Source organism: Clostridium zeae (genome assembly GCF_017312485.1).
GTDB lineage: Bacteria > Bacillota > Clostridia > Clostridiales > Clostridiaceae > Clostridium_AR > Clostridium_AR zeae.
In genome coordinates this window covers 165,148-180,906 of sequence record NZ_BMBA01000004.1, presented here as the reverse complement: position 1 = coordinate 180,906, position 15,759 = coordinate 165,148, and the positions used below count along the sequence as shown (strand labels likewise).

Annotated in this window: 15 protein-coding genes; 13 read left to right on the top strand and 2 right to left on the bottom strand. The window is 30.1% G+C overall.

Annotated elements, in window-relative coordinates; genetic code table 11:
- Positions 1–9: 9 nt before the first annotated feature.
- Positions 10–942, bottom strand: a complete 933-nt coding sequence (locus J3477_RS18000) for an ABC transporter ATP-binding protein (protein ID WP_206871327.1) — start codon at positions 940–942, stop codon at positions 10–12.
- Positions 943–1,212: 270 nt separating this feature from the next.
- Between J3477_RS18000 and J3477_RS17995 the strand changes: the two genes are divergently transcribed.
- From J3477_RS17995 to J3477_RS17970, 6 genes are all read left to right on the top strand, one after another.
- The gene (locus J3477_RS17995) at positions 1,213–2,385 is read left to right on the top strand and encodes a sensor histidine kinase (RefSeq protein ID WP_206871326.1); all 1,173 of its coding nucleotides are present in this window, start codon (positions 1,213–1,215) and stop codon (positions 2,383–2,385) included.
- A complete protein-coding gene (locus J3477_RS17990) occupies positions 2,382–3,053 on the top strand; it encodes a response regulator transcription factor (protein ID WP_206871325.1) in 672 nt (223 codons plus the stop codon). Before J3477_RS17995 ends, J3477_RS17990 begins: the two co-directional genes overlap by 4 nt.
- A gap of 224 nt (positions 3,054–3,277) precedes the next feature.
- Entirely contained in the window at positions 3,278–3,682 is a 405-nt protein-coding gene (gene mscL, locus J3477_RS17985) for a large-conductance mechanosensitive channel protein MscL (RefSeq protein WP_206871324.1), read from the top strand.
- A 39-nt stretch (positions 3,683–3,721) separates the two neighbouring features.
- Positions 3,722–4,315 carry a YdeI/OmpD-associated family protein gene (locus tag J3477_RS17980; protein ID WP_206871323.1) on the top strand — a complete coding sequence of 198 codons (594 nt, stop codon included), beginning with the start codon at positions 3,722–3,724 and terminating at the stop codon, positions 4,313–4,315.
- Between the two features lie 325 nt (positions 4,316–4,640).
- A complete protein-coding gene (locus J3477_RS17975; protein WP_206871322.1) occupies positions 4,641–6,185 on the top strand; it encodes a leucine-rich repeat protein in 1,545 nt (514 codons plus the stop codon).
- Between the two features lie 291 nt (positions 6,186–6,476).
- Complete coding sequence (locus J3477_RS17970; RefSeq protein WP_206871321.1) at positions 6,477–7,568, top strand: vWA domain-containing protein; 1,092 nt, start codon at positions 6,477–6,479, stop codon at positions 7,566–7,568.
- A gap of 138 nt (positions 7,569–7,706) precedes the next feature.
- On the opposite strand, the gene J3477_RS17965 is transcribed toward J3477_RS17970, so the two are convergent.
- On the bottom strand, positions 7,707–8,354 hold the full coding sequence (locus J3477_RS17965) for a glycosyltransferase (protein ID WP_206871320.1): 648 nt from the start codon (positions 8,352–8,354) through the stop codon (positions 7,707–7,709).
- Between the two features lie 351 nt (positions 8,355–8,705).
- On the opposite strand from J3477_RS17965, the gene J3477_RS17960 reads away from it, so the two are divergent.
- The 7 genes from J3477_RS17960 to J3477_RS17930 all read left to right on the top strand — a co-directional run bounded on the left by J3477_RS17960 (position 8,706) and on the right by J3477_RS17930 (position 15,610).
- Positions 8,706–9,455, top strand: a complete 750-nt coding sequence (locus tag J3477_RS17960) for an MBL fold metallo-hydrolase (protein WP_206871319.1) — start codon at positions 8,706–8,708, stop codon at positions 9,453–9,455.
- 13 nt (positions 9,456–9,468) lie between these two features.
- Positions 9,469–9,840 (top strand): DUF1304 domain-containing protein, encoded by a 372-nt coding sequence (locus tag J3477_RS17955; protein ID WP_228731304.1) that lies wholly within the window; start codon positions 9,469–9,471, stop codon positions 9,838–9,840.
- Between the two features lie 538 nt (positions 9,841–10,378).
- Positions 10,379–12,148, top strand: a complete 1,770-nt coding sequence (locus tag J3477_RS17950) for an ABC transporter ATP-binding protein (RefSeq protein WP_206871318.1) — start codon at positions 10,379–10,381, stop codon at positions 12,146–12,148.
- Between the two features lie 4 nt (positions 12,149–12,152).
- Entirely contained in the window at positions 12,153–12,869 is a 717-nt protein-coding gene (locus J3477_RS17945; protein ID WP_206871317.1) for a S8 family serine peptidase, read from the top strand.
- Between the two features lie 9 nt (positions 12,870–12,878).
- Positions 12,879–15,020 (top strand): radical SAM peptide maturase, CXXX-repeat target family, encoded by a 2,142-nt coding sequence (locus J3477_RS17940; RefSeq protein WP_206871316.1) that lies wholly within the window; start codon positions 12,879–12,881, stop codon positions 15,018–15,020.
- The gene (locus J3477_RS17935; protein ID WP_206871315.1) at positions 15,013–15,306 is read left to right on the top strand and encodes a CXXX repeat peptide modification system protein; all 294 of its coding nucleotides are present in this window, start codon (positions 15,013–15,015) and stop codon (positions 15,304–15,306) included. Before J3477_RS17940 ends, J3477_RS17935 begins: the two co-directional genes overlap by 8 nt.
- Before the next feature lie 97 nt (positions 15,307–15,403).
- Positions 15,404–15,610 (top strand): AC3_0185 family rSAM-modified Cys-rich RiPP, encoded by a 207-nt coding sequence (locus J3477_RS17930; protein WP_206871314.1) that lies wholly within the window; start codon positions 15,404–15,406, stop codon positions 15,608–15,610.
- Positions 15,611–15,759: the final 149 nt, after the last annotated feature.

Sequence of the window (15,759 nt, the reverse complement as noted above, 5' to 3'; positions counted from 1 at the left end):
ATGCCTCCCTTACTCCCTTAGGGATTTTCCTGTGATTTGAAGGAATATACTTTCTAAATTAACTTCATCATATTTAAAGCTTGTAAGTTTAATTCCTAAATTTCTTAAGCTGTCCATAATGTTCATAACATTGCTTTCTTGAGGTATAACCAACATGCTTATCTGATTATTTTTTATAGTAACTTTTTCAATACCGTCTATATTTTTTATTGTTTCAAGTGCTTTTTCCGTTGCCTCGTTGAAAGTAACAGTTAAGGTATCACAGGCTTTTAGCTTTTCTTTAAGTTCTTCCTTTGTTCCCATAGCTATGAGCTTTCCGTGGTCAACAATAGCAACTCTTTTGCAGAGAAATTCAACCTCTTCCATGTAATGGCTGGTATAAATTACTGTCATTCCTTTTTCTTCATTAAGTTTTTTTACAGTTTCTAGTATGTGATTTCTTGATTGTGGGTCGATTCCAACAGTTGGTTCATCAAGTATTAATAGCTTAGGGTTATTCATAAGTGCAATACCAATGTTAACTCTTCTTTTCATACCACCTGAAAACTCGCTTACTGGTTGATCTTTTTTATCCATTAATTCAATTAGCTCTAGTACTTCGAGAGTTCTTTTTTTTAATTCCTTACGAGAAAGTCCATATAAACTTCCGAAAAATTCTAAATTGTCCTTTGCGCTTAAGGCTTCATATAAAGCTATATCCTGAGGTACTATTCCCATGATTTTTTTAGCTTCAATTGGGTTTTTATTAAGAGATTTATTATCAACTTTTATTTCTCCACTAGTCGGTGATTTAACAGTACTTATCATTGATACTGTTGTGGATTTTCCAGCACCATTTGGTCCAAGTAAGCCAAAAATCTCGCCGGCTTCTACTTTTAAAGTTATATTATCAACAGCAGTGTAATCGTCATATTTCTTTGTTAGATTAATTAGTTCTAGCATCTTAACGCCTCCTCGTAATTTATGACTTAAGTATACTTTCAATGAGGTCCTTTTCATATTCACTAAAGTACTCAATTTTAATAGTACTTTTGACATAGATTTATGTATTACTTTAGTCATATAGAGGAAATTAGGTTAAGATGATATAATTTGTAGAGTAATAATTCTAATTATTCCAATAAATAGATTGTTTTGAACCAAAGAGTTAAAGAAATTTATCTATAATTGGGACTTTTCATAAAAATAAGCTTTAATAAAAGGGTGAAATGTATGATAGATTTTTTAAGTGCAAAAGGTAGATTGTTAGTATTAAGAAGTATAAGATTTGTTGCCTTATTATCAATATTTTATAAGGTTGTTACTCTAAAAGAGGATTTATCTGCAGTATTGCTCTTAAGTGTTTTACTTATAATCGTTGCTTTTAATGATCTTGCAAGAGAAAAAATTCTTAAAGATCATAAAGCTATTTGGTATTCCTTATCTTATATTTTGAGCAATATTATAGCAGCATATTTTTCGTATAAAATCAAAGGTGATGGGACCTTTATGTACAATATTGTGCTTCAAATAGATATACTTATATTTAACGAGAAAATTCCAGTCTTTCTTTTAATCATTAATTTTATAGCTTTTTGTATTCCTTATAAAATTAATGCTGTTCCTTCAAACATCCTTAGTATTAGAGAGATTTTTATGAATTATTTAAATTCATTTATTGTAGTTTTTGTGGTTAGAAGTATGTTTATAGAAAAATTAAAAACAGATAAATTAAATAAGGACCTTATAAGTGCAAATTATAAACTTAAGGAGTATTCGGCAAAAATAGAAGAACTGACAGTTTCAAAGGAAAGAACAAGGATAGCACAAGAACTTCATGACTCTATTGGTCATTCCCTAATAGCATTAGGCATGAATTTGGATTATGCAGAAAATGTAGTAGAGTTGAAACAGGAAAAAGCAAAAGAAGTTATTAGCAAGGCACACACTATATCAAAGGATTGCATTGCTAAGCTTAGAGAAGTAGTAAGTGTCCTTAAAGAGGATACATCTATAATAAGTCTTAGAGAGGCAGTTAATAAGCTTTTTGAAAATTTTCATCATAATGAAAGATATGAATTTAACTTTGAAATGGATGATGTTATAGAGAAAGAATTGCAAGAGATAAAAAGTTGCCTTTACAAGACCATAATGGAAGGCATAACTAATGGAATTAAGCATGGAAATGCTGATGTATTTAATATTAAGCTAATTAAGACTCTAGATAATATTATATTTGAGATTAGAAATAATGGAGTAGGCTGTGGTGATATTAAAAAATCTAATGGACTAAATGGGATAGAAAAGAGAATAACTAACCTAGGTGGGACAGTTGAATTTTACTCTGATAAGATCAATGGATTTGCAATTAATGGGAAGATACCAGTAAGGGGAAAGAATTTATGATAAAGATAATAATAGTGGATGATCAAGAGATTGTAAGAGAAGGACTAAAGATGATACTTAGTTTAAATGAAGAACTTGAAATTATTGGAGAAGCTTCAAATGGACAAGAACTATTAAAATTAGTTGAAACTAAAAGGCCAGAGGTTGTTCTAATGGATATTAGAATGCCTGTAATGAATGGCATCGAAGCTACAAAGCTTATAAAAGAAAAATACCCTGACATAAAAATTATAATTCTTACAACCTTTAATGAGGATGAATACATATTTGAGGGGTTAAAAAATGGGGTAGATAGCTATATTCTTAAGGATTCAGGTTCGAAAGAAATAATCGCTGCAATAAAAAGTGTATTAGAGGGAGAGATGCTATTGAACCCAAAAGTAACTGTAAAAGTTATAAATGCTTTAAATTCTATGCAGATAAATAAAGAACTGCCAAAAGGTGATAAAGAAATTGAAAAACTTATAAGTACACTTACCCCAAGAGAACTGGAAGTTGCAAGACATGTTCTAGCGGGAAAAACCAATAAGGATATTGCAATGGATTTGTATGTAACTGAAGGAACTGTAAAGAATTATGTTTCCAAGGTATTAGAAAAACTTGAATTAAAGAGCAGGTCAGAACTTATTGTGGTACTTACTAATAATAGTTTAGATGATAAATTTTAATACCCAAACTTCATTTAATCATAAACGTAGTATTGAAAATGAGTCTACCAATATCAAAATTGATTAATAGCAGTAATACTATTGAATATTTAAATTACAATTAAAATTAAAATATTGTGATATAATAAAAAAAAGCTATGCCAAATTAATCTGAAAATGTAAGTTATGGTACAGCTATAGTATCAATTTAGAAGTATTTTAAATTTATTGAGAGGGATGATAATATGTTTAAAGAGTTTAAAGAGTTCGCAGTAAAGGGAAATGTAGTGGATTTGGCTGTGGGTGTTGTTATTGGTGGTGCTTTTGGCAAAATAGTTACATCTTTAGTAAATGATATTATTATGCCAATAATAGGTGCTTTAACCGGTGGAATTAACTTTACATATTTAAAATTTGTAATTAAGGGAGCTCAAGGAGATGAAAAAGCACTTACTCTTAATTATGGAAACTTTATTCAAAATATTATTGATTTTTTAATTGTTTCATTTTCTATTTTCTTATTTGTAAAATTAATAAATAAACTTAAGAGAGAAAAGAAAGTTGAAGCCGTTAAAGCTGAAGCTAAACCGTCTGAAGAGGTTTTATTACTTCAAGAAATTAGAGATTTATTAAAGAATAAGGAAGTTTAAATATCAACATATAGAGAAACTTAAGAGAGGTGTTCCTTAATGACAAATATTAATATGAATCCTAAGGTTGATGAATTTTTAAGTAAGGATCAAAAGTGGCAGGAAGAATTTGAAAAATTGAGAATGATTATTCTTGACTGTGAGCTAGACGAGGAATTAAAGTGGGGGAAACCTTGCTACACCTTTGAGGGTAAAAATATAGTTTTGATACATGGATTTAAAGAATACTGTGCGATTTTATTTATCAAAGGAGTCTTGTTAAAGGATCCAGAGGGTATTCTAATCCAACAAACAGAGAATGTGCAGGCAGGGCGCCAGATTAGATTCACAAGTGTTCAAGAAATAGTTGATATGGAAACCATATTGAAATCCTATATTTATGAGGCTATTGAAGTTGAAAAAGCTGGTTTGGAAGTTGAATTTAAAAAGAATGAAGAATGCATAATACCTGAAGAATTGCAAAATAAATTCAATGAAGTTCCAGAGTTGAAGACTGCATTTGAAGCATTGACCCCAGGACGACAAAGAGCATACATTTTTTATTTTTCTGATGCTAAACAACCAAAAACTCGAACTGCAAGGGTTGAAAAATATATGCAGCAAATACTAAGTGGTAAGGGCTTAAATGACTAGTATTACTGAAATTTAATTTTGATTTTTATATTTTTTGGATGTACCATTTCGTAAGAAAATTTTTATTTTCAAATTATCCCCTCAGAAACCAGGGGAGCTTTGAAAATAGATTTCGGATTGAAGTGGTACATCTTTGTATAAATTCGTCCGTGTTTCTTGAGAATATGGGCGAATTTTGTTTATTAATTTCATTTGGAAGTGGAGAGCTTAAACAATAATCACCAAGAAAATATATTCATCGTTATTGAAATGAGATTAAATAAAAGAACAAAAAATACGATAATAGGAATAATATAATATTTTTATTTTTAATAGGAGAATAGAGATGAAAAACGGAAGAATAAAACTGATATCGGGAATACTTGTTTTTATAAGTTTAATTGTAAGTTTTAATGTTATATCTTTTGCTGCAACTACAACAGGCACAGATGAAAATGGTTTTACTTGGCAGTCTGACGATGGAGTTACCTATTCAATAACTGGGTACAATGGTAGTGCTACAAATATTACAATACCAAGCTCCATAGATGGACACACAGTTACAAGTATAGGAAGTAATGCTTTTAAAAACAAATCGTTGACTAGCGTAATAATTCCAAATACGGTTACAAGTATAGGTGGTTTTGCATTTTATTATTGCTCATCACTAGTAAGTGTATCAATACCAAATAGTGTTACAAGCATAGGAGATAGTGCATTTGCATATTGCATATCGCTTCCTAATATAACACTTCCAACTAATCTTAGTAGCATAGGAAATTCTACCTTTCAAGATTGTAAAGCATTTGGAGAAATAACAATTCCAAATAGTGTTACAAGTATTGGAACTTATGCATTTTTGGAGTGTATTTCTCTTACTAGCATAACAATTCCTGATAGTGTAATACATATTGGTGAAGGTGCATTTAAGGACTGTAAGGCTCTTAAAACTGCTGTAATGCCTGATAGTGTAACAAGTGTAGGAAATTATTTGTTTTATAACTGTCAAGCTTTGTCAAGTGTAAGATTGTCAAATAATCTTACCAATACCGGTGACTTTATATTTTACAATTGTTTTGCTCTTGCAGGAGTTACACTTCCAAGTAGTCTAACAAATATTGGGAACAGCGCATTTGAAAATTGTTCAGCTCTTACTAATATAACAATACCAGATGGTGTGACAAGAATTGGATACCGCGCTTTCATTATGTGCAGAGTTCTCGCAAATATAACAATCCCAGATACTGTTAAAATAATAGATTTTAATGCATTTGCTCACTGTTATGCTTTTACAAATATAATAATTCCAGACAGTGTTACAAGTATTGGTGATTATGCATTTTACTATTGTACATCTTTAACAGAAGTAACAATCCCTAGAAGTGTTACTAATATTGGCTTTTTGACATTCAATAATTGTAATTTAGATTTTAAAATTAAAGGGTATGTAGGATCTTATGCACAGATTTATGCACTTAGTAACGCTATAATATTTCAAGAACTTCCCTCAATAAATCATACAGTAACATTTAACAGTGAAGGTGGAAGTGAAGTAGAAAGTGTGATAGCAGATTATAATACTACAATAAAAGAACCGGTGGAATCTATTAGAGCAGGGTATACTTTTGGTGGATGGTATAAAGAAGTAGGATGTATAAATCCATGGAACTTTGCAACAGATAAAGTAATATCAAACACAGTACTTTATGCTAAGTGGGTAGACGTATGTGATATAGATAAGGACGGAACGATAAGTGTGTTAGATGTGGCATTAGTTGCAAAGAACTACGGTATCGAAAATACAGATGTAAATTGGGATTCAAGATTTGATTTTAATAAGGATGGTATAGTTGATATTTTTGATTTAGTATTTATATCTAAAAAGTTATAAGATAATAGCTACAACAATTTGCTATTAATAATAGATTAAAATAATTTTATAAATGTAATGTACAATAAAAATAAGGAGCGGTGTTTGCATAAGAGGTAAGCATCACTCCTTATTTTTTTACTTTAAAGTAAATAATAGCTACTATATACTTTAAAATTTCATTCAGTATAATATGCGGTTTGCCACTACCAAGTTACACTGTGGATATCTCTAAATGTTCCTTTAAAGAATAAATAAAATATTTAGATAATATAATATTTATTAAGTAATAATTTAATTGGGATGGAGTTTATGGAAAACAGCATAGATGTATGTATCAGTTTTGATACTACTGGTTCGATGTATCCATGTTTAACACAGGTTAGAAGAACTATAAAGCAAATAGTTTCTAGATTATTTTCTGATATTCCTAGTTTAAGAATATCTATAATAGCTCACGGAGATTATTGTGATGCTGAAAAACCTTATGTGATAAAAATTAAGGATTTTTCAAGTGATGAAAAAGAATTAATTGAATTTATAACAAAAGTTGAACCAACCTATGGCGGAGATGCACCTGAATGTTATGAGTTAGTGTTGAATAAAGCAAGGACGAGCCTTTCCTGGAAATCAGGAACTTCAAAGGTATTAGTTATAATTGGTGATGATGTACCCCATGGACCTAATTATCCTGCAAATGTAAATAAAATAGATTGGAGAAATGAACTCGGACTACTTTTGGAGAGCGGAATAAATGTTTATGGAATTCATGCTATGCCAGGAGTAAGAAAGCATTCTAAACCTTTTTATGAGGAAATAGCTAATAAAACAGGCGGTTTTTATTTAACCTTAGATCAGTTTGCAAATATACCTGATTTAATAATGGCTATTTGTTATAAACAAGATGGGGAAGACAGCCTTATGTCTTTTGCTGAAGAGCTTAAATCAAAAGGGCGAATGAATTATAATATTAAAAGCTCAATACAAAAACTAAGTCATAAGGAAATAGATGACTATGTAAGTGAAGATGGGCTAAACCCTGTACCTGATGGACGTTTTCAGGTATTAAACGTTGATAACAATCAAAGTATAAAAGAATTTATCTTAGAGCAAGGAATATCCTTTAAGGTAGGCAGAGGGTTCTATGAGCTCACAAAAACTGAAAAGGTAGGCATTAATAAAGAAATATTGTTATATGAAAAAGAAACAGGAAAGATATTTAATGGTGCGCAGGTTAGGGATATGCTAAGACTAAGTCCACAGGAAAATGTAAAAGGAGTACTAGAAACCTTGAAACCAGTACTAATGGATAAGTACAAGGTATTTATTCAATCTACCTCTTATAATAGAAAGCTTATGGCTAATACTAGTTTGCTTTATGAAGTAGAAGATTGGGATAGGTAAAGCTTATTTAACCCATGGCATTTTTGCCATGGGTTTTGAAAATAGATTTTGGATTGAAGTGTTTTATCATTATAGCATAAAACCCTCGATAAAAAATCGAGGGTTTTTACAAAATAGAAACGAGGTTTAGAACATCTACTAAAATTTTTGAGGAAATTGTTTAACTATGCCATCAATAAGTATGTCAGAGAACATGATCATGTGATCTTCACCTTTATCAAATGCAGTAATATCTGCTTTCCAATCCTTATTTAATCTAGCTACAACTTGAGCTGTAACAAATTCTAAATGCTTATGCAGCATATTTTTTAGAGTTTGATTTGAATAGTTGGGGTTAGCGGAACTTAAAAAATCGGCTATTTTGTCTGCATTTTCATACCATAGTTTATTGTATTTGTCTAAATTGGCTTTATTGTTATTCTTTGCTGCAGCAGCAACTTGACCGGCAAGTTCTATATGTTCTCTCAATAGAGCAGAAAGCTTATTTCCAGCATTTTCTCCATAGTAAGGTTTTATTGAATTACCAATATCATCTTGATTTTTTAAAAGTCTTTCTAATACAGGGCCTTTATCTTCAAGTGAAGCTAAGTCACTTACAATAAAGCTTCTGGTCCATAAAACATGATCTATCCAAAGTCTTCTCTCAGCCATTCTTAGATCGCAGGTAGCTTTGCTAAAAGGTATATCTTTAAATACTGTATCTTCTAAAGCGCGAGCGGTAACTGGTTCTAAGATTAAAAATAATGAAAATAATGAAATTAATAGAGTTCTTAAAATTTTTTTCATTTGTAAATACTCCTTTAGCTAGTATATTTTGATTTTAATTTGTTCAAAGGAGCAAATATATATACATATGAAGAAAGCTAAAAGTATAAGGTAAATATATAAAAGAACCTAATTTAGTAATCAAATAAGAACCTTACAGAAACTATGCAAATAAATAGTAGAACTGAGTTAATATATAAGTAGATAATATTGTAAAAAAAAATATTGACATATGCAATTTAATTGTATACAATTAAATTGTCGATTAAACAACCAATCACAAATTGATCAATAGAAGTTTAAAATTATATTCATGAATTTTAATTTTTACAAAATTTAAATATTATAAGTTTATTGGAGGAGACAATAATTATGGAGATTAAAGCAGTTAGATTATATGAAGGTGGATTTATGACACAAGATTTTGCATTTGGAGGAAGTGGAGACAAGATTACACTTGATGCAAGTAAAACATACCCATCAAGCCTTCAAAACTTCGTTATAGATACAGGAAAGGAAGTTATTTTAGTCGATACAGGGGTTCCAGCAGAAACTCCAGATATGCCACCTAGAGAAGGGCAAAAGATTTATCAAGGACATAAGATAGAAGATTACTTAACAGCATTAAATTCTCTAGGATATATGCCTGAGCAAGTGTCAAAAATACTTTTAACTCATAAACATCCAGATCATTCAGGAGAGTTAAGAAGCTTCCCAAATGCTAAAATATATCTTTCTCCAGCAGAAGCAGATGCTTTAAAATTGAATGGTGAAAACATTGTGAGAGCTGAGTTTAAAGACGGAGCATATCACAATTTTGATAGTAGTGAAAAAATTGCAGAAGGGGTATATTTAATACCTGCTCCAGGGCATACTGCTGGAAACAGTATTGTAATAGTTGAAAAAGAAGGATTGTTTTATATGCTTCACGGAGATGTAACTTATACTGATGCTGCATTGGTAGAAAATCAGTTATCCGTAGTATTTGAAGATAAGGAAGCTGCAAAAATTACTCTTGAAAATGTAAGAGAATTCATTAGCAATAATCCTACTGTATATCTTTCTACTCATACTCCTGAAGCTCTTGTAAGCTTAGAAGAAAAGAAGATTATGAAACTATAAAAAGGAGTATATTATGATGCACAATATAATAGCAGTTTTGGTCTTTCTAGTAGCTGCAGAACACATTTTTATATTGATGCTTGAGATGTTTTATATAAAAACATCAGCGGCTAAAAGAGCCTTTGGGCTAGATAGTAAACTTCTTGAAATAAAAGAAGTACGTGTCTTGTTTGCAAATCAAGGATTATATAATGGCTTTTTGGCAGCAGGTCTATTTTGGAGCTTTTTTGTACCAGAAGCAATGGTAACACCATTAAGAGTTTTCTTTTTAGCATGCGTTATTATAGCAGCTTTATATGGCTCTATCACTGCTAATAAAAAGATAATAGTAAAGCAAGGTGGCTTGGCAATACTTGCTATGCTTGCAATACTTGTCAGCTTATAAACAATAATATTGTATTGTACAAAGGTATGTTGAATAAAAGCCATTAATGATGAGAAAACCATACTTTTTCTTCAATATAAAGCCTACAAAGATTTTGATTTAGAATTTTTGTAGGTTTTTGTAATTTGCAATTACTCTGAGAAGAATATAATAAAATCCAAAACAATATGTGAAAGAAAAAAATATAAATGTGTTAATCTTTATATAACTTTGTTAAGAAGAGAAAAAAATTGATGAAATTAAAACTGTCATATGCAAAAGTATACCAAGAAAAATTATAACATGCAGAAAAATATATAGTAAAGATGTACAGCTAAGTAGTAACTTTAGCTGTTTTTTTATATGTTTAAAAAATGTATTTTGATATAAGAAAAAAGCGATAATTTGTAACAAAAGTATACGTTGACTGTTTAATGGGATTAATTTACAATTATTTTGGGGTTAATTTTATAATGACGAGGAAAACAATTTTTATTAAAAAACTTTAGTACACTTCCTCTGTTTTAAAAGTATTTATCTATAAAAGGAGGATAATAGTTTGTCTAAAGATACTTTGCAGAATAATTGGAGTTTATTGAGAAGAGCATTTATATATGTTCATCCGGTTAGGAGAAAGTTTTTTGCTGCTTTTTTTTGTATCCTGGTAGGCATAGCTATAAGTATAGTGCAGCCATTAGTCTGGGCAAAACTTATCGTGACCTTTTACGAGAAGGATTTTTACCTTATTTTAAGATGTGTATTATATTTGATGATAATTTTTTTAGTACAAACTATATCAACATCTTTCCAAACTTATTTATTTTCTTTCCTTACTCAAAATATTGTTTACGATATCAAACGAGATATGTATAAAAAAATACTTGATTTACCGATTAAGGCTTTCGATGAAATGCGAACAGGAGATTTTATATCTAGACTAAATGGAGATGCAAATACTTTAGCAAATATCATAATTAACCAATTGCTTAATACTATAATTGATGTTATTAAGGTTGCGGTTATCGGTATTGTAGTATTTAGAGTAAATGTACTACTTTCATTAGTAGTTTTAGTTTCGTTTCCTATATCATTATCCATATTTGTGATATTTGGCGGAAGATTAAGAGATAAATCGCAAGAACTTGCAAAGTTAAATGATGATTATTACAGTGATATGCATGCATCAATTTTAGGCATTAGGGAAATAAAAAGTCTTGGTATAAAACAAAAAAGATTTGAATCCTTTATGAAATTGAGCAGTAAGCTAAAAGTAAAAACAATTTCTATTACAACTTTTAATACTTTTCTTCAAGCTTTGAGTCAGTGCATAGATAATTTTTCTCAATTCGTAGTTATTTTAGTGGGAGGATACCTTATATTTTCTGGTGCATTGACTGTAGAATATTTTATTGCATTTTCTTCATACTCTCAACAGTTCTCTAGCTCATTGATGAACATTACAAGGTTGAATTCAAATATCCAACAAGCGCTCACTTCTCTTGATAGAATTTTTAGCTTAATGGATAACTTAAATTATGATAAGGAAGAATTAGGTACTGATAAGATAGATACCATTAAAGGTGATATATACTTTAAGAATTTGAGTTTTTCTTATGAGAAGGATAAAGAATTACTAAAGGACGTTAGTTTTCATGTTACACCTAATACAAAGGTTGCTATAGTTGGACGGAGCGGGTCAGGTAAAAGTACTATATTTAACTTGATTTTAAGATTTTATGAATTACAACAAGGTAAGATTTTTATTGATAATATAGATATAAAAAACTTTGATGAGGATTCAATACGTAAACATGTCTCAATAGTTAGACAAGATCCATTTCTTTTTAACATGAGTATTAAAGATAATTTATCAATTGTCAATGAAGCTGCAACTGATGAAGAAATCATAAATAGCTGTAAGTTAGCATATATTCATGAATTTATTTCTAGTTTACCTAATGGTTACGACACAATAGTTGGGGATAACGGAGTGAATTTATCTGGTGGACAAAAGCAAAAAATAGCAATAGCTAGAGCTTTGATTAAAAAATCTAAGATAATACTATTTGATGAAGCGACATCTTCCTTGGATAATGACTCACAATACCATATAAAAGAAGCAATAGATAGGCTTTTAGTAGATCATACAGTAATAACAATTGCCCATAGATTGCTAACTGTGATTGAAGCAGATGAGATTGTAGTACTAGAAGGTGGACAAGTAGTTGGAGCTGGTACCCATCAATATTTATTTAAGAACAATAGTGTATATAAAAATCTGTATGAAACAGAATTTAGTATTTTAAATGAAAAAAAGGTGGTGAGTTAGTGCTTTGGCAAGTTTGATGGAAATTAGAAAGCCTACGGTAATTGCTATTATTGATAGTGGCATAAAACCTTATGTTTCTGAACTTAATAAAAACATTAAAAAGCTTACAGGCTTTAAGATCAATGATGAAGGGTTTATTGTTCAGGATGATGATATAAAGCCAAGGCATGATCATGGCACTGCAATAGCATTAATAATTAAATCCTTATGCGACAATGTTCAATTTATAGATATCAATATATTGAATGAAAAGCTTACAACTGACGGTAGAGTGTTAATAAGTGCTATGATAGAAGCTGTCTCCTTAAAACCTGATATCATACATTTGAGTTTGGGTACAACTAAGTGGAAATACAAGTACTACATTAATAAGATTGTAAACGATGCAATAAAAGATAATATTCTAGTAGTATCTGCTGCAGAAAATATGGGAAGAAAATCTTACCCTGCATATCATAAGAAAGTTGTAGGGGTAAAAGGTGAACAGTTTAATAATATTACTGATTTTAGATATTACAAAGATTTTTACTATGCCCCATATGGCATAGACAATATAGTGGATGCTGACAAAATAACAAGTAAAGATATATGTGGAAACAGTATGGCGGCAGCGTATATAAGTGGGCAAATTGCAAGAATAATACAAACAGAAGAAATAACAAATTATCAAGAAGTAATAAAAAGACTCAAATATAAAGGATTAACAAATTCTAAGATTTAGGAGGAGAAAATGGAATATAGAAAGATAAAAATGGGTGAAATGCCACAGCCCTGGGGAGAAGGTTTAGCTAAGACCATAACTTTTTGTGTAACAGAAAATTGTAATCTTGCTTGTAAATATTGTTACATGACTGGCAAAAACACGAAGAATAAAATGGATTTTGAAGTTGCGAAAAAAGCTGTTGACTATATATTGGAAAACAGAGAATTTTTCGATGATGAGGGGGTAATCTGGGATTTTATTGGTGGAGAGCCATTTTTAGAAATAGACCTAATTGATAAAATCAGTGACTACATTAAATATGAGATGTTTAAACTAGATCATCCATGGTTTAACAATTATAGGTTTAACTTCTCAACTAATGGAGTATTGTATCATACTCCAAAAGTACAACAATATATAAGAAAGAATAAAGGGCATCTATCAATTGGAATCAGTATTGATGGAAACAAGATTAAGCATGATCTTCAGAGAGTAAAAGTTGATGGAACCGGTTCTTATGATGATGTATTGAAAAATATTCCTCTATGGATGCAGCAATTTCCTAGTGCAACTACCAAAGCTACATTTTCTCATGGAGACCTTAAATATATTAAAGACAGCATTATAAGCTTATGGAATTTAGGTTTAAAGATCATACCTGCTAATGTAGTCTTCGAAGATGTATGGCATGAAGGTGATGATGAAATCTTTGAACAGCAGTTAAAAGAACTTGCTGATTACATTATTGAAAATAAGCTTTGGGAAGATCATTCAGTTCGTTTCTTTGGACCTAATATTGGACTTCCACTAGAAAAAAAGGAATTAGAAAAAAATTTCTGTGGTGCAGGAACTATGTTGGCAATAGATTGGAAAGGGAATTTCTTTCCATGCGTGAGATTTTGTGATATAAGCTTATCTCAAAAAAAAGGAAAAGTAATTGGTGATATTTATAATGGAATAAATGAAGATAAATTACGTCCATTTGCTGCACTATCAACCAAAATACAAAGTAAAGAGGAATGTTTAGAGTGTGAGGTTGCCAGTGGATGTGCATGGTGCAATGGATTTAACTACGATATAGCAGATACAGATACTATTTTCCAAAGAGCAACAAATATATGTAAGATGCATAAAGCAAATGTAAGAGCAAATGACTATTTTTGGGACAGACTATCCAAAGAACTAAATCAATTTACTATAAGAGATAGCTATAAACAGGAAAGAGGACTTAAAAATAAAAATTTACTTTTTATAACTTCTGATAATATAACTCCTCATTGTTCTTATAGAAATACTAAAAATACAAATAATGTTATGACTAATGATGTATTGAAAAAAGGTATGGAGTTTTGCAAAAACAATAATATCAAACCTGTATTTCTAGCTAAGGATAAAGTAAGCATTTGCGGTGAATACATTGGAAATTTAACTGTTTCAGATCAATCAATTTCAGATTTACCTGTGGATTCTGTGTCATTACTTGATAACAGTGTTTCAAGTAATGTTACTGATAATTGCATTCTTTTAATTAATGAAGAAAAGATATCGAAAATATATGAATTAGTAAGTGAACTGAAAAAATCAACAAGTAGAGTCAATTTAATTTTAGAAGATATAATGACTTGGCAAGAAGCAGATGTTAAAAACTATGAATTGCAGTTGGATTTATTATTGCCGTTAGTTGCAGATTCCTATAACAATAATGAACATTTATCAATTAATGTTCTTACTGATATTTTTGAAATAGATGATATGCATAATTGTGATGCAGGCGAAAGCACATTTGCACTAGCGCCGAATGGAAGAATCTATATATGTCCTGCATTTTATTTCAATGATCCGGAAGACTTTATCGGTACCTTAGAGGATGGGATTAATATAAAGAACAAGAAGTTTCTTAGCTTAGAGAATGCACCTATTTGTTTAAAGTGTGATGCGTATCAATGTAGAAGATGTAAATTTCAAAATAAAATAATGACAGATGAAATAAATATACCTTCTAAGATTCAGTGCATTATAAGCCATGTAGAAAGAAATAAGTCAAAAGAATTAAAAAAATTAATAGAAATAAAAGAGCTTGGTGGTATCAATAAAGATATCATAGATGTACCTTATTTAGATCCAATAAGTATTTTTAAGAATGAAAATAGGAGGCCTGAATATGTTTAAGGAGAAGGTTGGTTATGTAACCGATGAAGAAAAAAAAGAGATTTTAAGACTTTATGAGAGAAGAATAGCATTAAATGAACTACTACCAGCACTGACAAATATGTCCCTTCCTGAAGAAGAAGTTGAACATGTATATGAAAAAATTATACATGATGTAGTAAAGACTAAAGAGCAATTTGATAATTGGTGGGCAGATACCGCTAAAAAATATCAATGGAAGTCTGTAGAAAATGGCAATTGGACTATTAACTTTGACACAAATGAGATCATACTAAACTTTGCTTAAGCTTTTTTACGGTAATATATTAAGAAGTATTTTATATGTCTAATTTTAATACTGTGCTGAAATTAAAAAATTTAATTCTCGAAAGGAGGTGAGATAAATGAATCATATATTTTTAAATAAGAAGACTAAAAATGTTAAAGATGATGTAAGCGGTTATGGATGTCCATGGTGTGTATTTTCATGTTCTGTAGAATGCGGCGGTAGTTGCACAGGAACATGTACTATTGGATGCGCATATGCTGGTGCATGTAGTGGAATCTGCATTAGTAGCTGCGGAGTACAGATTACAGGATATACAAGCTAAAAGGTTAATTAGTATATTCAAAAGGGAAAACATATGCTATTGATAAAGAGGTCTGTTGAGACTTTTGTAAAAACTTGAAAATTTAATATTATGGCAGTAGATAATTTTTTGCAGAAAATTATCTACTGTTTTATCTTATATAGCATATT